This window comes from Neohoeflea coraliihabitans, from assembly GCF_019334345.1.
Taxonomy (GTDB): Bacteria; Pseudomonadota; Alphaproteobacteria; order Rhizobiales; family Rhizobiaceae; genus Pseudohoeflea; species Pseudohoeflea coraliihabitans.
In genome coordinates, this window is the sequence record NZ_JAHWQX010000004.1 from 234,602 (window position 1) to 255,095 (window position 20,494).

A 20,494-nucleotide genomic window follows, 5' to 3' on the forward strand; every position below is an offset into this window, starting at 1 on the left:
CCGCTTCGTCAACCGCCTCGGCGGAAGACCGCGCCTTGTTGCAGGAAGCGCTCTATGACCTTCTCGAGTGCAAGCGGCTGCTCGATCAGGTGCGCTGACGCGTCAGCTTCTTTGCGGTTTGCAATTGAAAGCAGCCATCCGAAGCAGCGCCGCCGTCCGGCGCGCTATTGCAGGACACGGGCGCGCGCCCGGCGCGCCTCGCTGAGCGCTTCTTCCAGATAGCCTTCGACCTCCGCCAGACCCTTTTCCCGCGCCAGCGCCAGGGCCATGTCGAGCTGCATCATCACCATTGCGAGCCTTTGCTCATCGGTCTGCGATGTATGGCAGATCACCTCGATTGCTTGCGTTCGGTGCGGGTTGCGGGTCATCAGGCGGCCGTGAACCCTTCGAAATAATTGCGCAAATCCTCACGCGAGAACTCTTCGTCGATCTGCGCCGGCGTCATCAGCTGCTCGCCGAACCATGGATACTGCGCCGGCGAGAACGCCTCTGTCAGGAAATCGATGAACTGCCGGTGCCGGGCAGAGCGCAACAGTTCCGGATGCGTGGCGAGCCATATTTCGGTGCGGAAATGGATGCCGAAATCGATGTACTCGACATCGCCGCCGATCGCCCGCGCATAATTCGGCATCATGCCGATTCCGGCGCCCTTCGACACCGCCCAGTAATGCGCCGAGGAGAAGTTCGTTTTCAGCCGCACCATCCGGTTGGCAAGCTCGGCATTGAAGATCTTGTCGAGCCCGTAATCGTTCAACTGGTCGGTTTCCTGCTCGACCACCCGGTGATTGGGCAGATCGCTCAGGGTTTTCGGCGCCCCGTAGCGGGCGATGTATCCGGGACTGGCGAACGGCACGAGATGCAGATAGCCAAGCCGCTTCGTCACGAGATCCGGCTTGTGCGGCTTGACCAACTGGATCGAAATGTCGGCCTCGAGCCGCATCACGTCGACCGATCGCATCGCGCATTGCAGTTCGATGCGGTTCTTCCATTGGCTCTCATCGAGATAATCGGTGATCTTTGGGGTCAGCCAGAAGGTTCCCAGACCCTCGGTGACCGCCAGCCGCACCGGCCCGTTGGCATCCTGCTGCGCGGTTTGCGCCACTTTCAGCATGTCGGTCATTGACCGCTCGACATCGCCGGCAGCCATCACCACGCGCCGACCTTCCGGCGTGAGCCGGACACCTTCCGCCTTGCGATAAAACAGCTTGTAGCCCAGCAGATCCTCGAGCCGGGTGATGATGCGGCGCACCGTGTTGATGGCCTGGCCGCTCTCCTCTGCCGCCTTGCGGAAACTCGAGGTGCGCGCCACCACCAGCAATGTGCGCACGCTGTTCCATTCGACGTTCTTAAACAGGTGTTCCATCAGTGGAACGCTCCGATGTCATTTTGGCTAAAGCCAGTCTTCATAGCTGCCTGCTAAATACCACTCACAATTTAGAGAGGTGCAGAAATGCAAGCTGTTCAAGAAAATAGCCTATCACACTCAATTGCAAGTCGGCAAAGCGCAACCCGCGATCGCAATGAGACTTCTCCCCCGGTTCCTGCCGCTGCCGCACCCGGCGAGGAAACGGCCGGTTCGGAGCGCTCGCGGCTGCACCGCGCCGCCTCGATGGTCTCCGTCACCAACCGCGTGCGCGCCGAGGACATTCCGCGCCTGCTCGAGGCTGCCGGCAATGTCATCGGCCAGCTCGCCAGCACCGAAACCGTGCTGCGCATCGCCGACATCAATCCCGATTCGATCCATGTCTTCTCCCGCCGCGGTCGGGCCCGCGCCGAGGGCTTCGTCTCGACGCTGCTTTTGAACCGCAAGGGCCGCACGGCGCTGCTCGACGGCACGCTCAACCTGCTCGATCCGCAGAGCGAATATCTCGTCCGTCAGCATGAGAGCCCCGACGTCATCTATGTCTGGGCCAGCTACACGCCGGGCCTGCTTGCCGCCGGCATTGAGCGGGTGTTTGACCGCTATGACAGCCCGCACTACGCCCGCGCCGACATCATTTCCACCTCATTCACCCTGCGCGGCCATCGCGCCATGGTCAATCGCGGCTTCGAGAAGGGCATCGAGCATGACGGCCGCATTCTCGATCAGTTCTACATTCTGCCGCGTTCGCCGCAGACCGTGAAGACGCGCAGCCCGCGCTATGCCACCTATCATCCTGAACTGCAGCCGACCGGTATCCGCGTCGTCAACGGCTTTGATGACATGATGCGCATGGCGGCGGTGCGCTCGGCGGTGTTCATCGGCGAACAGGCCTGCCCCTATGATGAGGAGTTCGACGGCAACGATCTGGCCGCCACGCATCTGTTGGCATTTGTCGACAACGAGCCGGCAGGCTGCATGCGCATCCGTTTCTTCGGCGACTTCGCCAAGATGGAGCGCCTTGCGGTGCGCAAGCAGTTCCGCCACACCCGCACCGCCTTCGATCTGGTTCGTGCCAGCGTCGATATCTGCCGGGACAAGGGCTATCGCCGCCTTTATGGGCACGCCCGCGAGGACTACCTGCATTTCTGGCAGCACTTCGGATTTCACGTCAAGGAGAACGGCGCGCCGTTCAGCTTCTCGGACCATGCCTTCGTCGAGATGCTCGAGGACATCGAGCCCTCCCGCAACGCCGTCAAGCTGGCCGATGGTCCCTACCGGATCATCCGCCCCGAGGGCGCCTGGCATGTGCCGGGACCATTGGAGCGCTCTGCCGAACGTGGCGCGGCCTGAGAGGGCGGACTGGGGGTAGGGATGAGAATGGACGACACGGCCTGCGCCGATTCCTTTGCGTGGATGATCCGAACCTTGGCGACCTGCCGCAGCGAAGCGGACAAGTTGCATCTCGAGGATCTCAGCCGCCTGCTGAACATGGCGATCTACCAGACCGCCCTGGAGTGGGAGGACGCCGAACCCAATGACCGCAATGACCATCTCGAACAGCTTTTGCGGTTGAAATTGAAACTCGCCTATTCGGAGCCCGACAGCAACGTCGTCGTTCTGAATTCGAAAACCGCTGGGGAAGTCTGAAAACCCGCGGTTCGCCGGGCGGGCGCATGGGTTGACGCCACCGTCCTGCGGCGCGCCCGTCCGGCACTCTTTTCCCGGCAGCATTCTCCCGGCGGCAGTTTTAGGTGGCACTCCTTCCGATGCCGCCGACCCGGCGGCCTGAGCGGGACGAGGGGCCCCGGACCACCAGATTGCCGGTGGCTGTCCCGCAAATCCTGCCCTGCATTCCACCTATTTTCAAGGCTCCGCCAAACCCAATAGAATGCCATAGTTATACATAAATACACATAGTAATTACTTCATGTGATTGTCGGTTTATACTTTATAGTTTGATTCTTGTCGTGAAATTCATATTATAGCCGCAAGAGGCGCGCGTGATTTCCTTGCGAGAAAAGCGACATAACTTTGAGAGGAACGACCCGATGGCTGCAGCTGCTGAAACAGAAGCCTATTCCGAGCTGATCAAGTCGCTGGCCAGTTGTCGCCATGCGGCCGACCGCATGAACCTGACGGACCTCAGCCGCCTGATCGAGCTGGCGATCTACCAGACGGCGATGGACTGGGAGGGAGCAGAGCCCGGGCCGCAGGATATGGATTTTTCTGCTTTGCTGCGCCTCAAGCTGCGCTGTGCCTATGCCAATGTCGACGACAACGTGGCGGTCATGGCCGAGCGGTCACACCGCACTCCCAACAGCAAGGTGTCGTAGAAGCGGGGAGGGAATGCTGGTTGCCCGCACGGATCCGCCCATGAACAACCGTGGGACTTTCCGTAGGACTTTTAGCCCCGGCGGCGGCCATTAGTCGTTTTGTCCGCTTGCGGTTCTCATTTGGATCAGGTAGGGAAACCGGCGAAATCGTTAGATTTCAAAGGGTCGGAGCGTAGCGCAGCCCGGTAGCGCACTTCACTGGGGGTGAAGGGGTCGTCGGTTCGAATCCGGCCGCTCCGACCAAATTCCAGCCATCTGTCCGGGAGAGCAGCGCCGCACGGCGTTGAGCCGGCTTTTGTCCTCCCAGACCGGCCGTGTCATTGCCCCGGCCGCGTCACTGCGCGGGTCGAGTGTTTGCCCCGGCCGCGTCATTGCGCCGGCCGAGTGTTTGCCCCGGCCGAGCGTTTTCAATGAGAGCCGGCTGCTGCATGCGGCCCTTGCGCTGCCAGCGTTGTTCCAGCCCGATGCAGCCCCACACCACGCCCATCAGCAGATAGAAATGCCGCCAGTGATCCGTATCGATCACCGTGCCGACCAGTACATGCCCGACCAGGACGATCGTCGCGATCATCAGGAACGGCTGCCACGGACGATCACGCAACAGGTAGCGAAAGGCCAGCGCCAGCGTCCAGACCATCAGCGTCAGATAGCTGACAAAGCCGATCCAGCCATAGTCCATCAGCGCCTTCAGCCAGATATTGTGCGTGTCCTCGCCGAAGGTGAGGCCGAATTCGAGCGGCCCGATCCCCAGGGGATGATCGAGCGCCATCGAAAAGCCGATCAGATGCCGGGCAAAGCGGCCGAGCCTGGCCCCATCATAGGATTGCACCAGCTTGGCACGTTCGGAAAACAGGTTGGCGACCTGGTCGAATTGCAGGGCGATGGTGACCGCCGCGGCGAGGACCGCAAGGCCGACCACCGCCATCACCAGCATTTTCAGACGGAAGGGACCGCTGCGCCGCTGCACCATCATCAGCAGCACCAGCGCCGGCATGGCGAACGCCCACAACCCCCAGGCGGCCCGGGAAAACGACAGGAACACGCCAAGCGTCAGGATCAGCAGGCCGAGAACGCGCCACGGCGCGGCGCGCAGCTGGCCGGCAAGCAAACCATGCAGAAGATACAGCGCCGGCAGCGTCAGGAACGGGCCGAAGACATTGGGGTCCTGGAAAGCGCCCATCGCCCGGTTGAACCGGGTGAAGGCCTCACCGCCGGGGATCACGCCGAAATAGCCGAAAATCCCGAGCAGGGCGGTGATCACCGCCGCCGCCACATAGGCGCGCAGGATCAGCCGCAACCGCCGCCAGTCCTCTTCGATGACCGCCGCGAAGAAAATCGCCGTCAGCGCCAGAAACAGGGAGACCGCGATGTACAGCGGCGTGTCCTTGACCTCGGCCATCGTCAGCATCGAGATCATGCCGCCGATATTGAACAGGATGAAAAGGACGATCAGCGGAGCGATATGCCGCGACAGCCGCAAGCCGAGCGTGCCCCACAGGCCGATCAGGGCGACCATGTACAATTCGTAGGGCGCCGGTTCGCGCATCACGAAGCCGGACAGGAAAACGCCGAATGCGATCAGGAAGGATGCCAGAATGCCGACCGCCGCCCGCTGCGGACAGGCAATGCCGCCGCCCGGGGGCGCGCTCGGCGCCAGAGTGGGGGAGGCCGCCGCGCTCAATATGCGTTTTCCGTGTCAAACAGCCGGAACGGTGTCAGGAACAGAATGCGCAAATCGAACAGCAGGGACCAGTTCTCGATATAATAGAGATCATAGGCGGTGCGCTGGCGGATCTTGTCATCGCAATCGATCTCGCCGCGCCAGCCATTGATCTGCGCCCAGCCGGTGACGCCCGGCTTGACCCGGTGGCGCGCGAAATAGCCGTCGACGACCTCGGTGAACTGCCGATCATGCGTGCCGGCTGCCACCGCATGCGGACGCGGTCCGACCAGCGAAAGGCTGCCGAGCAACACGTTGAAAAATTGCGGCAATTCATCAATCGATGTCTTGCGGATAAAGCGTCCGACCGGTGTCACGCGCGGATCGTCCTTGGTCACCTGCTGCAGCGCCGTCGGATCGGACTGCTCGGTGTACATCGAGCGGAATTTGTAGACCTCGACTTCCTCATTGTTGAAGCCGTGCCGCTTCTGCTTGAACAGCACCGGTCCCTTCGAGGTGGCCTTGATGGCAATCGCCGTGGCCAGCATCACCGGCCACAACAGCGCGATGGCGAGCAGCGAGAAGAAAACATCGAAGATGCGCTTGGCCACCGAATCCCAGTCCGTGATCGGCCGGTCGAAAATGTCCAGAAGCGGCGCCGCCCCGGCATAGGAATAAGAGCGCGGCCGGAAGCGCAGCTTGTCGGCGTGCGCCGCAAGGCGGATGTCGAGCGGCAGCACCCATAGCGTTTTCAGCAGTTCAAGAACCCGCGCCTCGGCCTTCAGGGGCAATGCGATGATCAGCATGTCCATGCGCGCCAGCCGGGCAAAGGCCACCAGTTCGTCGACGGTTCCCAGTTTCGGATAGCCGGCCACCACCTCCGGCGATCGCCGCGAGCTGCGATCGTCGAAAATGCCGCAGATGCGGATGTCGTTCGACGGGTCATGTTCGATCGAGCGGATCAGCGATTCGGCAAGCGTGCCGCCGCCGACGATCACCGCGCGCCGTTCCATCACCCCGTTGCGCGCCCAGCGGCGAATGGCGAAGGCGACGAACAGCCGCCAGAAGAACAGCGCCGCGATGCCGCCAACGAGCCAGGAACCGGCCCAGAAGCGCGAGAAATAGACGCTGTATTGCAGGAAGAACCCCGACACCGTCAGCACGGCGAACGCCGCCGTGACCGCAACGATGACTCTGGGGAAGAATTTGATGCCGGCCCTGAGGGCGGGCACCTGGTATCCATCGGCAATCTGCAGGCCGAGCACCGACAGCGCGGCGCCGAGAACGATGGCCGGCGCGTAATAGGCCGATGTCGGACCGGACAGGCCCACATAGAAAGCGTAGATGCCGGCCCCGACCAGCGCCATCAGCAGGAATTCGGCGAGCCGCAGCAGCCCCGTGATGATCGACGGCGAATAGCTTTCCTGCGCCAGTCGCCGGGCGGTCTGACGCGCCACGCGGTTCAGGCTCTCGGCGCCGGCAGGCTTGCCCGAGCCGCCGTCCGCCGAGGGCGTTCGCACGGCCTCGCGCAGTGTCGTCCTGTCAAATTCGGCGGGCGAGTTGATCTCGTTCAAGGGGCGGCTCCCGGAGTTTCCCTCCCGGAGTAGCAGATCGACCCTAAGAAAGACTTGACGCCAGCCCGATCCCGTCCGGCGCCGGCTGGTCCTGCCGCCGCCGCCGGTAGAGCGCCAGCATGCGCGATGCCATCGTCTCCCTCGAGAACTGACAGCGGAAGTCATCGAGCTTTGGCAACGCGTCCTGCAACCAGTGCGGCTCTTCGGCGGCACGCGCCATGGCCTGCGCCAGGGCTTCGATGTCGCCAGGAGCGACCAGCGCGGCGCTGTCCTGTCCGAGGATTTCCGGAATGCCGCCCACCCGTGAGGCGAGGATCGTTTTGCCGGCGGCCACCGCCTCGAGCACGATATAGGGCATGGATTCGGCGCGTGAGGGAACCACCACATGCCGGGCCATCGCAAAAGCGGCGCGGGCCGGCATGGCGGCATGCATCTCGACACGTCCGCCCAGACCAAGCATCTCGATGCGTTTGCGATACCGCGGCTTGTCATCGCCATCGCCGACCATCACGGCCCGCAAGGGACGCCTGACGATCTGTTCGGCCCGGCGCAGCGCCGCGATGAAGATGTCCGGACCCTTCAGATCGCGCATCATGCCGATATACAGAAATTCCGGCGCATCATCGGCGGTCGTCACCGGTTCGAACTCGTCCGCGCGCAGTCCGTTATAGATCAGCTCCGAGGGCACTTTCGGGGGGCCGACTTTCTCGCTGTAGACCTGCCGTTCATAATCGGAGACGAACAACAGCGTGTCCGTCCAGCGTTCGAAAAGGCGTTCGATGGCGAAGAAGGCTTGGCCGCGCAGGGTATGCGCGTCGTAGTGCAGGCTGCCGCCATGCGGCGAGTAGAAGCGCGTGGCGGCAGGTTGCCGGCCCGCCAGCCGCGCTCCGGCCAGCCGCACCAGCGCGCCGCCCTTGGCGCCATGCCCGTGCAGGATGTCCGGCTGGCAGGATTTCAGCAGCGACAGGGTCTGCGAGGTGGCGCGAAAATCGGCCGGGCCGATCGAGCGCTGGATGGGAATGCGCGTGATGCCAAGCGCCAGATGCGGCGCGATCTCGGCAAACAGCGCATCCTCGTGCGGCCCGCCGGTGGTGCTGTCGCACAGGATGCCGACCGCATGTCCGGCCCGCGCATGGTGCCAGGCAAGATCGCGGACATGTCGGAAAATTCCACCCACCGGCGAGCGGAAGCAATGCAGGATACGCAACGGCGCGCCGGCAGTCATGGATCAGAAGAACCGTTCGCGGACATAGATCGTGTCGCCGGCCATGATCGGGTCGGAGATCAGCACGCGGCCGGTCATCACCTCGCCATTGATCTTGCGCGTGATGTCGGCATTGCGCTGATTGGCGCGGCTCGTGAAGCCGCCGGCGATGGCGATGGCGTTCTGCACGGTCATGCCGGCCACGTAATTGTACTGGCCGGCTTGTCCGACCTCGCCCATGATGAAGAACGAGCGATAGCGGTCAACCTCGACCGACACGTCCGGATCGCGCAGAAAGCCCTTGCGCAGCTCGGCGGCGATCGTTGCTTCGAGCTGCTGCACGGTGCGCCCGCGCGCTGCGACAGCGCCCACCAGAGGGAAGGCGATGTAGCCGGCCTGATCCACCGAATAGATGCCGGTCAGCCCGTCCTGCTCGAATACCGTGATGCGCAGCCGATCACCCGCATCAAGCTGGTAGGGCTGGATCACCGCTTCATGAAATGCTTTCGGGGCGGGGTGATAACCGGAGCAGCCGGTCAGCACCAGCGCCGTCATCGCTGCGGCCAGAAGTTTCGGAAATGTGTAGGAACCGGACACCGTTGTCGCCCCGCAAATTAGCATTCAACCTGCGCCTGTTATCGGCGCGTTAGGGTTAACGGGCGGTAAAGCAAGCAATGTTTTCGCTCTTTGCAGTATCGCGTCCGGCTCCAATGCCGACGATCTGCCGCTCCCGCGAGGGCAAAGGTAAATCGAAGATGAACAGCCGCTTAACCCTTGAGTTACCATGTTCGTTTACCGTCGCCCTTCGTTGCGAACACGGAGAGCCACGCATGCCAGTTGCAGCCGATCAAGCCGACGTCGATATCGACCTGGCTCGCCTTTCGCGGGCCATATGGCAGCGCAAGGGGATGATTGCTCTCATCACGCTGGCCGCCGCCTTCGCGGCGTTCCTGCTCACGCAGCTGATCGACCCGCTCTACAAGGCCGAAACGCGCATTCTCATCGCCGGGCGGGAGCCGGTCTACGCCAGCGATACGGCGCGGCCGGCCGTCGACACCAGCTTCGACGAGCGCAGTGTCACCAGCCAGGTCGAAATTCTCAAATCGACCGACCTGATCCGGACGGTCGCCGAGCGCCTCGACCTTGCCAGCCGCGATGAATTCGACGCGGCCACGGACCCCTCGTTTTTCAAAGGTGTTCTGGTCGCATTCGGGCTCTCCAACAGTCCGCTTGAGGTTTCGGCGCAGGAGAGGGTGGTCAAGACCTTCCTCGAAAAGCTCGATGTCTACGCCGTTTCCTCCTCGCGCATCATCGCGATCGAGTTCTCCTCGCAGGATCCGCAGCTCGCCGCTGATATCGCCAATGCGCTCGCTGATGCCTATCTGGCCTTCAATGCCGGTCTGAAGATCGAGAACAACACCACCGCCAGCGCCTGGCTGGCGCCGGAGATCGAGACGCTGCGCACCAAGGTGCGCGAGGCCGAGGAAGCGGTCGCCCGCTATCGCGCCGAAAAGGGGCTGCTGCTCGTCAATGAGCGCGACACCATCGCCGCCAAGCAACTTTCCGACATTTCCACGGAACTGAGCCGGGTGCGCGGCGAACGCGCCGATGCCGAGGCTCGCGCCCGCCAGGTGCGCTCCGCGCTCGACAACGGCCAATCGCTTGACTCGCTGGCCGACGTCCTTGGCGCCACCAATGTGCAGCGCCTGCGCCAGCGCGAAAGCGCCATCCAGGCCCAGCTGGCCGATCTGTCCGCCACGCTGCTCGAGGGTCATCCGCGCATGCGCGCTTTGCGCGCCCAACTGGCCGATATCGAAACGCAGATCAGCCGCGAAACGCAAAAGGTGCTCGCAGGACTGGAAGACAATGCCCGTCTGGCGCGCATCCGCGAGGAGGAGCTGGTCAGCCAGATCAATGCGCTGAAGACCGGATCGGCCCGCGAGGGCGAAGAGGCCGTGCAATTGCGCGAACTCGAGCGCGAGGCGGCCGCCCAGCGTGATCTGCTCGAAACCTATCTGGCACGCTACCGCGAATCCGCTTCCCGCTCGGAACCGGCCTCGGCGCCGGCCGATGCGCGCGTCATCTCGCAGGCCGTGCCGGCGAGTGAACCCTATTTCCCGAAAACCCTGCCGATCATCGTGGTTGCGGCCCTGGCCGCGCTGCTGATCAGCACCATCTGGATCATGCTGGCGGAACTGTTGTCAGGGCGCGCCCTGATGCCCGCCGCCGGCAGCGCCGCTCGGCGCGACACCGATCCGTCCGCGCCCGCCATTGTCGCCTTCACGCCGGCTGCAGCCGCCCCCGAAATGCCAAAGGACCAGGCAGGCGAGCCGGCGCCGGGCGCGCCGGTTTCTTCGCTCACCGGGCCCGACGGCGCCGGTGCGGATGCTGCCGATGCCCCGCCCGCCATGCCTCTTGCCGCCGCTGCGGCGCTGGCGGCTGCAACGCCGCAGGCCCAGCCGGCAGAGCCGGCGTCCGAACTGCAGGCGTCCGCGGCCACGAGCGCTGCGACGCTGTCGCCGCTGCTTGCCGATCCCTCCTCGGACTTTTCAATCGAAGCGGTGGCCAATCAGCTTCTCGCCCGCCCCGGAGCGCTGGCCGTCTCGGTCTCGCCCGAGGGGGACCGCGCCTCGCTCGGGGCCGTCATCCTGGCCCGTACCGCTGCCGCCGAAGGCGCCAAGGTGCTGCTTGTCGACATGACCGGTTCGGGCTGCCCGACCGCCATGATGGCCGAGAGCGACCGTCTTCCCGGCCTGACGGATCTGCTGTGCAACGATGTCTCGATTGCCGACGCCATCCATGGCGACCGCCTGTCCGCCGCGCAGATCGTGCCGCGGGGCAACGCCGATGGACACCGCGCCATGCGCGCCGTCGATCGTCTGCCGATCCTTCTCGACGCCCTGGTGGTGGCCTATGATCTCGTGATTGTCGAATGCGGCAGCACCGATGCCGCCGGCGTGGAGCGGATCGCGGCGCGCGGCGATGCCGAAGTCGTCCTGTCGATCGTCCATCCCGACGAGACCCAGCTTGAATCGACCCTGACCGATTTCTTTGCGCACGGCTTTGATGATGTGCTGTTGATGACCGCCACCGAGGATCCCGACGGTCCCGATCGCAGCGATGCCGTTGCCTGAGCGCCGCCTAGGCGTTCGGATCAGCGCCGTTCGGTTTCAAACGCAGAGTGGCGCTCCGCAGCTTGGCGGCGATCCAGTGCAGCGCCGGTGTCGTCTTGATCAGCCGCTTGCCGCGCACCTTGGCGCCAAACAGGGCTGACGCCAGCCGTCCACGCGCATTCAGCGCGATGAAAACATCGGCCTGGCCGGTCGTTTGCGGACACCAGGACCGCTTGTAGCGCTGATCCCCGATGCCGAAATCGAAGACGCGGTGTCCGGCTTCGGCGGCCTGTTCGATCATGCGGTAGAACAAAAGCTCACCGGCGCTGACATCCGGGCTCGTCATATCGTCGACCGATCCGAACTGGCAGATCACATGCCCGTCCTTCTCGGTCAGGCCGGCCACCGCCAGGATCGGACCGCCACCGCTCTCGCCGAGCGCGATGGCATGCAATTGCAGCGGCGGCTGGTGGCCATTCTGCACAGCCGTCAGGCGCCGGAGTGCGGTCTGCACGCCGGCATCGGCAAACACGTCACGCAGGCCGCGCCGGGACAGCCGCACGGCTTTCTGTTCGAAGAAGGTGTCGAGAAGCCGCGTCGCCGTCGCCGCATCATCGGCAATCAAATGGCGATAGCCGCCAATCTCGGCAAGGCGCCGTTCCGACACCCGCATCTTCTTGCGCCGCCGCTTGGCATTGATCTGCTGCAGGGTAGCAGCCATCGATCCCTTCAGCGGCAACTGGAACGTATCGTTCTGGTTGGCCACATGCGGCAGCGTCAGCAGCGGTTGCGCCCGCTCGCCGGCGCCGGCCCGCAGCTTGTCGAGAACCAGGATATCGGCCGGCAGCGGCAGCGCCTGCAGGGTGTCGGAAAGCCCGGCCATGATCTCCGCGTCGGCCTGGTCGCGAAAAGCCTGCGAGTAAATGGGAGAATTGCAGTTCGAATGCGCCGTTCCGATGAACTGCGCGACGCGAAACCCGGCGCGCCGCACCACCTCGATCGGCAGCAGGACCGCCGGAAGGCCATCAAGCGACACGACGATGACGAAGCTTGCAATTCCGGGCCGGCCGGCCCAGGCACGGCACCAGTCGAAGGTCTGGTGCACCGGAACCAGCGGGTCCTGTTCAAGCTGCCGCCAGATCGTTTCGGCGCGCTTGGGATCGTCGTAGAGGCGGGCTGACAGGCGCATGTGCCCGACCGACTGTGCGCCGTGCGGGCTGTTGCGCGCCGAGATGATCGGTCGGCCATGAATGTCATCGACGTGCACCATGCGCGTTCGCTCCCGGCAACCTGCCGCCCGGCTGAAGGTCGGACGCACGAGGCCCATCGCCAAGTTTATGGCGAAAGTGCAAACAATTCGTGCATGCGGAGGGGAAGCGCGGCGCCAAAAGGCGCCCCGCGCAGCTGCGCCGACGGCGTTACCCGGCAGGGATTGGCGCCGGCTATCTTTCGGACTTGCGCCGCGGCGGCCGCTCCATCCACCGGATCAGGAACATCGCCGGAACCACCCACACCACGCCCGAGACGAGGAAATAGATCAGGTGCACATACCAGGCGGAATCGGCCAGCCGATAGGTGGCAACCGTCGTGGCAACGAGGGCGTAGAGAATGACCAGCACAACGATCAGCGCCGTTCCGATAAGCTTTTTCAATCTGACAGGCATGCGAACTCCTTTGCCATGGGATAACCGACAGCGCCGGGGCGGGGAAGGGGCATTCGCTCCACCAGCCGGAGAACAGCCGCGACGCGATGCCGCAAATCGCGCCGGCTTGTATTCGTCCCGCCACTGGTGCACATCCTGTTGACAACGCGCCAGTGACGAAGTGAGCCCATGACAAACGCCAGTTCCCCCTCCGGTGTTGACCCCGCATCGCAATCGGTCCTTTCGCCGGAGACCATCTACCGCCGCCAGGAGGCGGCAAAACGCAACCGGCGTGTGCTGCGCATGTGGCTGGGTGTGGTGCTGATTGCCATTTTCGCTCTCGTGCTGGTCGGAGGCGCCACAAGGCTCACCGATTCCGGCCTGTCGATCACCGAATGGAAGCCGATCCACGGGGTCATTCCGCCGCTGACCGCAGAGGAATGGCAGGAGGAATTCGAGCTGTACAAGCGCATTCCCGAATACCAGCAGATCAATGCCGGCATGGATCTCGCCGGCTTCAAACGCATCTTCTGGTGGGAGTGGGCGCACCGCATTCTCGCCCGTGGCGTCGGCGTTCTGTTTGCCGTGCCGTTTCTCGTTTTCCTTGTCACCGGGCGCATCGAGCGGCGCCTGCGCTGGCCGCTTTTCGGCCTGTTTGTGCTGGGCGGACTGCAGGGCGCCATCGGCTGGTGGATGGTCGCGTCCGGTCTGAGCGAGCGCGTCGATGTCAGCCAGTACCGGCTCGCCACGCATCTGACACTGGCCTGCATCATCTTCGCGGCGATCGTCTGGGTCTCGCGCGGACTGGCGCCGCATTCGGCCGACGAGGCGCCATCCGGTCTCAGGCGTTTTGCCGGGCTTCTTGCGGCGATGATCCTGGTGCAGATCTATCTTGGCGGACTGGTCGCCGGCCTCGATGCCGGTCTGGCCTACAACACCTGGCCCCTGATGGACGGCGCCTTCATTCCGACCGACGTGCTGGCGATCGAACCGTGGTGGCGCAACATCTTCGAGAATCCGAAACTGGTTCAGCTTGACCATCGCCTGTTCGGCTATTTGGTCTGGTGCGCGACCCTGCTGCACATGGGGCACGCCTTTGCCGTAGCGCCGGGCACCACCCATGCGCGCCGCAGTGCCATTCTCTTCGCGCTCGCCACCGTGCAGGCGTGGATCGGTATCGCGACGCTTCTCACCCAGGTGCCGTTTGACCTGGCGCTCGCCCACCAGGGCGCGGCCTTGATCTTGCTCGGCTTTGCCACCGCGCATCTGCGCGGATTTTACGGCGCCTATCCGCCGCCGGTGATGGTCCGCGTCGGCACCCAGACGCCCGAGGAAAAATTACCCTCGGCGGCGTGAGGAAAGCTGCAACGAAACTGGCGCCCGTGTGTTGTCCGCAAGGGCGGTCCGACGAGACCGCGCCAGAGACACCGAGCGCCCATGACGCGGCGCTCGTCCGCCGCCCGCGCCGGTGCGGCTTTCACACGCACAGACACGTCACACGGGACTGCCCATGCCATCGATCAAAGCCTATGCTCAGCGTCTGCACATGAGCGAAGAGAAAGCCACCGCCCTGTATCAGATCGCCTATACCGGCATTGATTTTCTGGCCGCCTTTTCATTCATCATCGGATCGATCCTGTTTTTCTGGGAGGCGCACCAGTTCAGCGCCACGATGCTGTTCCTCGTCGGATCGATCCTGTTTGCGCTCAAGCCGACCCTGCGCACGATCCGCGAGGTCTTCTTCCTCGCCGAGGGCGACTACGACTACTTCCTGCGCAGGGACGGTGAGGACCGCGATTAGGCCGCCCGCGGCTGCCGGGGCCGTCAGCCGCTGCGCCCGATCATCAGATCGAGATTCTGCACCGCGGCGCCCGAAGCGCCCTTGCCGAGATTGTCATACACCGCAAGCAGCAGAGCCTGGCCGCGCGCATCATTGGCGCACACATGCAGCGTCATGCGGTTGGTGTCATTGTGACGCTGCGGGTTGAGATCGCTGCTGCGCTCCTTGCCGTCAAACGGCGCCACATCGATGGCCGAATGCGTCAGGCTGCCATAGTGCTCAGCGAGCGCCGCATGCAATTCCGATCCTGACGGCACCTTGTCAAGATGCGCCAGGTGCAATGGCACCATGGTCAGCATGCCCTGCGCGAAATTGCCCACGGCCGGTTGCATGATCGGCGCCTGCGAAAGCCCGCAATAGGTGCGGATTTCCGGCACATGCTTGTGCTGCAAGCCCAGCGCATAGGGCATGAAAGCCGGTGCGTCATCGCCCATCGCCTGATAGTCGGCGATCATCTGCTTGCCGCCCCCCGAATAGCCCGAGATGCCACTGATGGAGATCGACAGGTCAGCGGGAAGCAGCCCGGAGGCGATCAGCGGTTTGAGGCCGGCGATCGGACCCTGCGGCCAGCAGCCCGGATTGGCGACGAACTGCGCCTCGGCAATTTTCCCGGCCTGATCCGCGGCCATTTCGGCAAAGCCGTACACCCAGCCTTCCGCGGTCCGGTGCGCCGTCGATGCATCGATGAAACGCGTGCCGGCATCACGCCCAAGCGCCACAGCCTCGCGTGCCGCATCATCGGGCAGGCACAGGATCGCGATGTCGGCGGCGCGCAGGAAATCGGCGCGCGTGTCGGGATCCTTGCGCTTGTCAGCCGGGATCGACAGCAACTCGATATCCTTGCGATCCGCCAGGCGGTTAAGAATCTGCAGGCCGGTGGTTCCGTGTTCGCCGTCGATGTAGATTTTCTGTGCCATGGCAGTCTTGAAATTCCGTTGTTTTGCAGCGGCCTGTCGCAATTTATAGACTCTTTGTGCAAGCCGCCTGAATCAGAGTGTGATGGTGTCGGACCGGCCCCCGGTCAGCGGCGCGCCGCCTGTCGTTCCGCAAGCAGGCCCAGCATGTACATGGCAATGCTCGCGCCGGCAATTGCCGTCACATCGGCATGATCATAAGCGGGCGCCACCTCGACGACATCGGAGCCGCGCAGGTCGAGCGGTCCGAGCTTGCGCAGGATCGACAGGATCTTGGCGCTGGACGGCCCGCCCGCCACCGGCGTGCCCGTACCGGGCGCAAAGGCCGGGTCGAGACAATCGATATCGAAGGTCAGATAGGCGGCGCGGTCACCGACATGATCGATGATCGTCTCGGCGATCTCGCTGGCCGTCATGTCCTCCACCTCGTGACCGTAGAGCATGCGGATGTCGAAATCCTCCGGCGCATGCGTGCGGATGCCGATCTGGATCGAGCGTTCCGTATCGATGATCCCCTCGCGCGCCGCCCGCGCCACGAACGAGCCGTGGTCGATGCGCCGGCCGTCGTCAAACCAGGTGTCCTGGTGGGCGTCGAACTGCACCAGCGCCAGTGGCCCGTGCACCGCCGCATGCGCCTTGAGCAGCGGCCATGTGACGAAATGATCGCCGCCAAGCGACAACAGATAGGCGCCCGAGCGCAGAATCTTGCTCGCCTCGCGTTCGATCGTCGCCGGGGTCTTTTGATGATTGCCGTAATCAAGCAGGCAGTCGCCATAGTCGATCACCGCCATCGCGTCGAACAGGTCGCGGTCGAACGGATATTGCGGATCGTTGTCGAATATGGCGGAAGCACGCCGGATGCCCTGCGGGCCGAAGCGGGCGCCGGGTCGGTTGGAGACCGCCGCATCAAATGGAATGCCCCACACCACCGCGTCGGCGCCTTTCAGCGACTTGGTGAACTTGCGCCGCATGAAGGACAGCGCTCCGGCATGCGTCGGGTCGGAAGCCGCCCCGGTCAGGCCGCGCGCCGTGAAGGCATGGTCGATCGATTTCGAAGGCATGGTTCATTCCCGTGTGTAAAGGCGCCACTGGCGAGCTTCCAGGGCCAGCCCCTGGTGTCAGGACCCTAGATAGATCATCGGCGGCAGGGCGAAAAGGGCAGGGGCCAGAACATAGCTCTTCGAACCGGTTGGTCGGTGCGTTGTCTCGGCACGCCGGCCAGCCGCGTTAAGGTTGACAAGCGATTGGGAACGTTCGCGCTTCTGAATATGCTAAATACCACATATTCCGGGAGGTCTGATGAGCCCCACCAAGATCAATCCTGTCGAAAAACGCATCGATGCGATCCAGTATCTGCGCGGTTTTGCGGCGCTCGCGGTCTTTCTGTTCCATGTCTCGACCTTGACGGTTGCCGCATGGGGGGAGAGCGCTGCCGGTATCGACCATGTCGGCGCCGCCGGGGTCGATCTGTTCTTCGTCATCTCCGGCTATGTCATGGCCATGATCGTCGCGCGCCCGGTGCCCCAGGCGCCGGCGGAATTCGCAGTCCGCCGCGTGGCGCGTGTTGTGCCCGGCTATTGGGTTGCCACGCTTGGCGTCTTTGCCGTTGCACTGTTCCTGCCGCATTTCCTCGATAACACCACGGCAGACATCGCCACCCTGCTGCATTCGCTGCTGTTCATTCCCTGGCCGGATCATCAGGGATCTCTGACGCCGATCCTGCTGATCGGCTGGACATTGAACTACGAAATCTTCTTTTACATCCTCGTTGCACTGACTGTCTGGGGCGGCGGAGACAGACGCTTGCTGACGACGACCGGCGTGCTTGTCGCGCTTGTTCTAAGCGGCTGGCTGATGCAACCCCAGCATCCGACCCTGGCCTTCTATACGGATCCGATCCTGCTCGAATTCGCTTTCGGCATTCTGGTCTACCGCTGCAGCGCCCTGTTGCAGGACGGCAATGGCCGCATGATCGCCACCGCCATCGGCCTCGGCGCGATCACCTTTCTGCTGCTTCTGCATGAAAGGGACGCCGGCGACTATCGCACTTTCCTGTGGGGCGTGCCCTGCGCGCTGATCCTCTTTGCGGCTCTGCGTGCTGTCCGGTTTTACAGTCCCTCATTGGTGCTGCTCGGCGACTGGTCCTATTCCCTGTATCTGACCCACCTGTTTGTGATCGCCTTTTACATCCGCTTCGTCATGCCGAACACGCCGGCCATCAGCCTGATCTGGGTCTACCACTATGCAGCGATCGCAACTTGCAGCCTGTGTGCGGCCGGGATCTTCCATCGCTACGTCGAGGTGCCGGCAAACCGCTGGCTGCTTAAAAGTTTCGGCTATGGTGCCCGCCGCCCTGGGCCATCGCCAAGCGAAGACGGCGGCACCGTCGCCGCCTGACGCGCGCTGCCTCAGCCGCGCGGCGTGCGGCGCATGGCCGCTGCGAGATCGGCCTTGCCGCACGCTTCCAGCTGCCGTGCCACATTGTCATAGTCTTCCGGCGCCCGGTTCTGGCTGATCTTTGACTTGCCGGCCACCGAGGTGATGGCGATCTCCAGTCCGACGATGTTGTCCAGCATGCCGTCCATGTAGTCCGCCGGCGCATCAGCCATGCGCCACGCATCCTCGCCGTTCAGCGCTTTCTCGAATTGCCGCGTCAGCCGTCCGACGACCATCCGCTTGAATTTCACGTCATGCATGAACCGGATGCGGCCCTCGACATGCACGGCCTGGTAATTCCAGGTCGGGACGAATCGCGGATCGGTCGCCTTGCTGAGATACCAGTTCGGGCTGACATAGCTGTCCTCGCCGCGAAAGACGGCCAGCACCGGCGTGTCTTCGGCAATCGTTCGATGCATGTCGTTGGCAAGCGCAATATGTCCGATCAGGCGATCGGACCCGGCGGCCAGCAGCGGCAGGTGCATCGCAGTCGGCATTCCAGAGACGACGGCGACCAGCGTGGCGAGCGGGTAGGCGGCGATCAGGCGGGCAATTTCCTCGGGCCGGTCTTCGGCAAACATGGACGGCACATACATCGCGAAAATTCCTTCGGCGCAAAAAGCCCAATCTGTCGGCTCGCCCGACGCCGCGCAATAAAAAAGGCCCGCCGGAGCGGGCCTTTTGCAGAAATCGAAGTCGACTTAACGCTTCGAGAACTGGAACGACCGGCGCGCCTTGGCCTTGCCGTACTTCTTGCGCTCGACGACGCGGCTGTCGCGCGTCAGGAAGCCGCCCTTTTTCAAGACGGAACGCAGTTCCGGCTCGTAATAGGTCAGCGCCTTCGAGATGCCGTGCCGCACGGCACCGGCCTGGCCCGAAAGACCGCCGCCGGCCACCGTGGCGATGACGTCGAACTGGCCTTCGCGCGAGGCGGCGACAACCGGCTGCTGCACGACCATGCGCAGAACCGGACGGGCGAAATAGGTCTCGAACTCGCGACCATTGACGGTGACCTTGCCGGAGCCCGGCTTGATCCAGACGCGTGCAACGGCGTCCTTGCGCTTGCCGGTGGCATAGGCGCGGCCCTGTTCATCGACCTTGCGGACATGAACCGGAGCAGCGTTCTCTACTGGCGCCTCGGTACCGGTTGCGGCACCCAGCTCTTCGAGCGAATTCAGCTCAGCCATGATTATGCAGTCCTCTTGTTCTTAACATTCAGCGAGGCGAGATCGATGCTGGTCGGCTGCTGCGCTTCATGGGGATGATCGGTACCGGCATAAACGCGCAGATTCTTCATCTGCCGGCGTCCCAGCGGGCCGCGCGGAACCATGCGCTCGACAGCTTTCTCGACGACGCGCTCGGGGAAGCGGCCTTCCATGATCTGCCGCGCCGTGCGTTCCTTGATGCCGCCCGGATAACCGGTGTGCCAGTAATATTTCTTGTCGGTGTACTTCTTGCCGGTGAACACGGCCTTGCCGGCATTGATGACGATGACATTGTCGCCATCATCGACGTGCGGTGTATAGGTCGGCTTGTGCTTGCCACGCAGGCGATTGGCGACGAAGGTGGCCAGGCGACCGACGACGATGTTCTCGGCGTCGATGATGATCCACTTCTTCTCCACCTCGGCGGGCTTCTGCGAGAAGGTTTTCATGGTGAGCTCTCTTGCGTTCTGATCCAGCCTGAAGCCGGACGTTTCTTGTTGCTTGGGTTGTTCGCGCCCAATTGCCGGGGCCAGAACAACATGCGGCGACCCGCAAGGCCGCCTGCAGCGACCTTATAGGCAAGGCGATCGCGCAGGTCAATCCGGATAATTCTGAGGATGGATTAAAAGAATAAGCAAAATCAACAGTTTAACAAAAAGGTATTTATATACCACAACAAGATCGTGCCATCCGTCAGCGCGGCGGGATCGAGTATGTCGCCGTCGCCTGCGCCACGAGCTCCGAGCCGGCGGCGGGGTGCATCGTCGTATCGACCACCGCAAGCCGCTTGCCGAGCTTGAGCAGCCGGGCCGTTCCGACAATCGGGGCGACCTGCGGCTTGCGCAGAAAGTTGATGTTCAGATTGGTTGTCACCGCCAGAGCCACCGGGCCGACATGCGCGAGGATGACGGCGTAGCTGGCAAGATCGGCGAGCGAAAACAGTGTCGGGCCGGAGATCGTGCCACCGGGCCGGATATGCGACTGGTCGGGATCAAGCCGCAATTCCGCTTCCCCCGGTGTCACCGAGATCACGGAATAATAGCGGCCACCCGCATTGATCTGCGGAAACTCCGCATCGAGGAAGGCGTTGAGTTCGTCGGCGGTCATCACGGGCGCCAGGGTCATGCAGGTGCTCTCCATCGGAAAACTGAGAGAAGGGGCTGGTCTTGCACGGACAAGTCATGCAGTTTTGAAGAGACCATCCACATG

At 63.4% G+C, this 20,494-nt stretch carries 21 protein-coding genes, 1 tRNA gene and 1 pseudogene; 9 read left to right on the top strand and 14 right to left on the bottom strand.

Translation table 11 applies throughout. From position 1 onward, the window contains the following. Nucleotides 1-17: 17 nt before the first annotated feature. Nucleotides 18-98: pseudogene (locus KY465_RS18865) on the top strand (MerR family transcriptional regulator); the annotation flags it as partial. 66 nt (nt 99-164) lie between these two features. Here KY465_RS18865 and KY465_RS15970 read toward each other — a convergent pair. Then, nucleotides 165-368, bottom strand: coding sequence for a hypothetical protein (locus KY465_RS15970; protein WP_219203094.1), 204 nt, complete (start codon nt 366-368; stop codon nt 165-167). After that, complete coding sequence (locus KY465_RS15975) at nt 368-1,363, bottom strand: LysR family transcriptional regulator (protein ID WP_219203095.1); 996 nt, start codon at nt 1,361-1,363, stop codon at nt 368-370. The genes KY465_RS15970 and KY465_RS15975 overlap by 1 nt, the downstream gene beginning before the upstream one ends. A gap of 87 nt (nt 1,364-1,450) precedes the next feature. On the opposite strand from KY465_RS15975, the gene KY465_RS15980 reads away from it, so the two are divergent. The 4 genes from KY465_RS15980 (at nt 1,451) to KY465_RS15995 (ending at nt 3,939) form a co-directional block, all read left to right on the top strand. Then, nucleotides 1,451-2,713 (top strand): GNAT family N-acetyltransferase, encoded by a 1,263-nt coding sequence (locus KY465_RS15980; protein WP_219203096.1) that lies wholly within the window; start codon nt 1,451-1,453, stop codon nt 2,711-2,713. Nucleotides 2,714-2,740: 27 nt separating this feature from the next. Continuing rightward, nucleotides 2,741-3,010, top strand: coding sequence for a hypothetical protein (locus KY465_RS15985; RefSeq protein ID WP_219203097.1), 270 nt, complete (start codon nt 2,741-2,743; stop codon nt 3,008-3,010). A 401-nt stretch (nt 3,011-3,411) separates the two neighbouring features. Then, nucleotides 3,412-3,696 carry a hypothetical protein gene (locus KY465_RS15990; RefSeq protein ID WP_219203098.1) on the top strand — a complete coding sequence of 95 codons (285 nt, stop codon included), beginning with the start codon at nt 3,412-3,414 and terminating at the stop codon, nt 3,694-3,696. Between the two features lie 166 nt (nt 3,697-3,862). Next, nucleotides 3,863-3,939 (top strand) — tRNA-Pro (locus KY465_RS15995). A gap of 91 nt (nt 3,940-4,030) precedes the next feature. On the opposite strand, the gene KY465_RS16000 is transcribed toward KY465_RS15995, so the two are convergent. The 4 genes from KY465_RS16000 to KY465_RS16015 form a co-directional block, all read right to left on the bottom strand. Next, nucleotides 4,031-5,242, bottom strand: coding sequence for an O-antigen ligase family protein (locus KY465_RS16000; RefSeq protein WP_219203317.1), 1,212 nt, complete (start codon nt 5,240-5,242; stop codon nt 4,031-4,033). 131 nt (nt 5,243-5,373) lie between these two features. Next, nucleotides 5,374-6,930, bottom strand: coding sequence for an undecaprenyl-phosphate glucose phosphotransferase (locus KY465_RS16005; RefSeq protein ID WP_219203099.1), 1,557 nt, complete (start codon nt 6,928-6,930; stop codon nt 5,374-5,376). A gap of 43 nt (nt 6,931-6,973) precedes the next feature. Beyond that, a complete protein-coding gene (locus KY465_RS16010) occupies nt 6,974-8,155 on the bottom strand; it encodes a glycosyltransferase (RefSeq protein ID WP_219203100.1) in 1,182 nt (393 codons plus the stop codon). A gap of 3 nt (nt 8,156-8,158) precedes the next feature. Then, nucleotides 8,159-8,689 carry a polysaccharide biosynthesis/export family protein gene (locus tag KY465_RS16015; RefSeq protein ID WP_255561780.1) on the bottom strand — a complete coding sequence of 177 codons (531 nt, stop codon included), beginning with the start codon at nt 8,687-8,689 and terminating at the stop codon, nt 8,159-8,161. Between the two features lie 275 nt (nt 8,690-8,964). On the opposite strand from KY465_RS16015, the gene KY465_RS16020 reads away from it, so the two are divergent. Then, a complete protein-coding gene (locus KY465_RS16020) occupies nt 8,965-11,268 on the top strand; it encodes a GumC family protein (protein ID WP_219203102.1) in 2,304 nt (767 codons plus the stop codon). A 7-nt stretch (nt 11,269-11,275) separates the two neighbouring features. Here the strand turns inward: KY465_RS16020 and KY465_RS16025 are convergent, their stop codons facing one another. Both KY465_RS16025 and KY465_RS16030 read right to left on the bottom strand, forming a co-directional pair. Continuing rightward, complete coding sequence (locus tag KY465_RS16025) at nt 11,276-12,517, bottom strand: GNAT family N-acetyltransferase (RefSeq protein ID WP_219203103.1); 1,242 nt, start codon at nt 12,515-12,517, stop codon at nt 11,276-11,278. A 172-nt stretch (nt 12,518-12,689) separates the two neighbouring features. Further along, on the bottom strand, nt 12,690-12,911 hold the full coding sequence (locus KY465_RS16030) for a DUF2842 domain-containing protein (protein WP_219203104.1): 222 nt from the start codon (nt 12,909-12,911) through the stop codon (nt 12,690-12,692). 168 nt (nt 12,912-13,079) lie between these two features. Between KY465_RS16030 and KY465_RS16035 the strand changes: the two genes are divergently transcribed. Next, on the top strand, nt 13,080-14,246 hold the full coding sequence (locus tag KY465_RS16035) for a COX15/CtaA family protein (protein ID WP_219203105.1): 1,167 nt from the start codon (nt 13,080-13,082) through the stop codon (nt 14,244-14,246). Nucleotides 14,247-14,400: 154 nt separating this feature from the next. After that, nucleotides 14,401-14,691: a YrhK family protein gene (locus KY465_RS16040; protein ID WP_219203106.1), complete on the top strand. Its 291-nt coding sequence runs from the start codon at nt 14,401-14,403 to the stop codon at nt 14,689-14,691. 23 nt (nt 14,692-14,714) lie between these two features. On the opposite strand, the gene argC is transcribed toward KY465_RS16040, so the two are convergent. After that, nucleotides 14,715-15,647, bottom strand: a complete 933-nt coding sequence (argC, locus tag KY465_RS16045; protein ID WP_219203107.1) for an N-acetyl-gamma-glutamyl-phosphate reductase — start codon at nt 15,645-15,647, stop codon at nt 14,715-14,717. A gap of 104 nt (nt 15,648-15,751) precedes the next feature. Then, nucleotides 15,752-16,705 (bottom strand): agmatinase, encoded by a 954-nt coding sequence (gene speB / locus KY465_RS16050; protein WP_219203108.1) that lies wholly within the window; start codon nt 16,703-16,705, stop codon nt 15,752-15,754. Between the two features lie 238 nt (nt 16,706-16,943). On the opposite strand from speB, the gene KY465_RS16055 reads away from it, so the two are divergent. Then, a complete protein-coding gene (locus tag KY465_RS16055; protein WP_219203109.1) occupies nt 16,944-18,041 on the top strand; it encodes an acyltransferase family protein in 1,098 nt (365 codons plus the stop codon). 11 nt (nt 18,042-18,052) lie between these two features. On the opposite strand, the gene KY465_RS16060 is transcribed toward KY465_RS16055, so the two are convergent. The 4 genes from KY465_RS16060 to KY465_RS16075 all read right to left on the bottom strand — a co-directional run bounded on the left by KY465_RS16060 (nt 18,053) and on the right by KY465_RS16075 (nt 20,410). After that, nucleotides 18,053-18,676 carry an FMN-binding negative transcriptional regulator gene (locus KY465_RS16060; protein ID WP_219203110.1) on the bottom strand — a complete coding sequence of 208 codons (624 nt, stop codon included), beginning with the start codon at nt 18,674-18,676 and terminating at the stop codon, nt 18,053-18,055. A gap of 105 nt (nt 18,677-18,781) precedes the next feature. After that, nucleotides 18,782-19,267 (bottom strand): 30S ribosomal protein S9, encoded by a 486-nt coding sequence (gene rpsI, locus KY465_RS16065; RefSeq protein WP_219203111.1) that lies wholly within the window; start codon nt 19,265-19,267, stop codon nt 18,782-18,784. Between the two features lie 2 nt (nt 19,268-19,269). Beyond that, nucleotides 19,270-19,734 carry a 50S ribosomal protein L13 gene (gene rplM, locus KY465_RS16070; RefSeq protein WP_219203112.1) on the bottom strand — a complete coding sequence of 155 codons (465 nt, stop codon included), beginning with the start codon at nt 19,732-19,734 and terminating at the stop codon, nt 19,270-19,272. 244 nt (nt 19,735-19,978) lie between these two features. Then, nucleotides 19,979-20,410 carry a PaaI family thioesterase gene (locus KY465_RS16075; protein ID WP_219203113.1) on the bottom strand — a complete coding sequence of 144 codons (432 nt, stop codon included), beginning with the start codon at nt 20,408-20,410 and terminating at the stop codon, nt 19,979-19,981. Nucleotides 20,411-20,494 lie beyond the last annotated feature (84 nt).

Bases quoted from the DNA above. Each gene is read 5' to 3' on its own strand.
- KY465_RS15970 (WP_219203094.1), bottom strand. From the start codon at position 368: ATGACCCGCAACCCGCACCGAACGCAAGCAATCGAGGTGATCTGCCAT.
- KY465_RS15975 (WP_219203095.1), bottom strand. From the start codon at position 1,363: ATGGAACACCTGTTTAAGAACGTCGAATGGAACAGCGTGCGCACATTG.
- KY465_RS15980 (WP_219203096.1), top strand. From the start codon at position 1,451: ATGCAAGCTGTTCAAGAAAATAGCCTATCACACTCAATTGCAAGTCGG.
- KY465_RS15985 (WP_219203097.1), top strand. From the start codon at position 2,741: ATGGACGACACGGCCTGCGCCGATTCCTTTGCGTGGATGATCCGAACC.
- KY465_RS15990 (WP_219203098.1), top strand. From the start codon at position 3,412: ATGGCTGCAGCTGCTGAAACAGAAGCCTATTCCGAGCTGATCAAGTCG.
- KY465_RS16000 (WP_219203317.1), bottom strand. From the start codon at position 5,242: ATGCGCGAACCGGCGCCCTACGAATTGTACATGGTCGCCCTGATCGGC.
- KY465_RS16010 (WP_219203100.1), bottom strand. From the start codon at position 8,155: ATGACTGCCGGCGCGCCGTTGCGTATCCTGCATTGCTTCCGCTCGCCG.
- KY465_RS16015 (WP_255561780.1), bottom strand. From the start codon at position 8,689: ATGACGGCGCTGGTGCTGACCGGCTGCTCCGGTTATCACCCCGCCCCG.
- KY465_RS16020 (WP_219203102.1), top strand. From the start codon at position 8,965: ATGCCAGTTGCAGCCGATCAAGCCGACGTCGATATCGACCTGGCTCGC.
- KY465_RS16025 (WP_219203103.1), bottom strand. From the start codon at position 12,517: ATGGTGCACGTCGATGACATTCATGGCCGACCGATCATCTCGGCGCGC.
- KY465_RS16030 (WP_219203104.1), bottom strand. From the start codon at position 12,911: ATGCCTGTCAGATTGAAAAAGCTTATCGGAACGGCGCTGATCGTTGTG.
- KY465_RS16035 (WP_219203105.1), top strand. From the start codon at position 13,080: ATGACAAACGCCAGTTCCCCCTCCGGTGTTGACCCCGCATCGCAATCG.
- KY465_RS16040 (WP_219203106.1), top strand. From the start codon at position 14,401: ATGCCATCGATCAAAGCCTATGCTCAGCGTCTGCACATGAGCGAAGAG.
- argC (WP_219203107.1), bottom strand. From the start codon at position 15,647: ATGGCACAGAAAATCTACATCGACGGCGAACACGGAACCACCGGCCTG.
- speB (WP_219203108.1), bottom strand. From the start codon at position 16,705: ATGCCTTCGAAATCGATCGACCATGCCTTCACGGCGCGCGGCCTGACC.
- KY465_RS16055 (WP_219203109.1), top strand. From the start codon at position 16,944: ATGAGCCCCACCAAGATCAATCCTGTCGAAAAACGCATCGATGCGATC.
- KY465_RS16060 (WP_219203110.1), bottom strand. From the start codon at position 18,676: ATGTATGTGCCGTCCATGTTTGCCGAAGACCGGCCCGAGGAAATTGCC.
- rpsI (WP_219203111.1), bottom strand. From the start codon at position 19,267: ATGGCTGAGCTGAATTCGCTCGAAGAGCTGGGTGCCGCAACCGGTACC.
- rplM (WP_219203112.1), bottom strand. From the start codon at position 19,734: ATGAAAACCTTCTCGCAGAAGCCCGCCGAGGTGGAGAAGAAGTGGATC.
- KY465_RS16075 (WP_219203113.1), bottom strand. From the start codon at position 20,410: ATGACCCTGGCGCCCGTGATGACCGCCGACGAACTCAACGCCTTCCTC.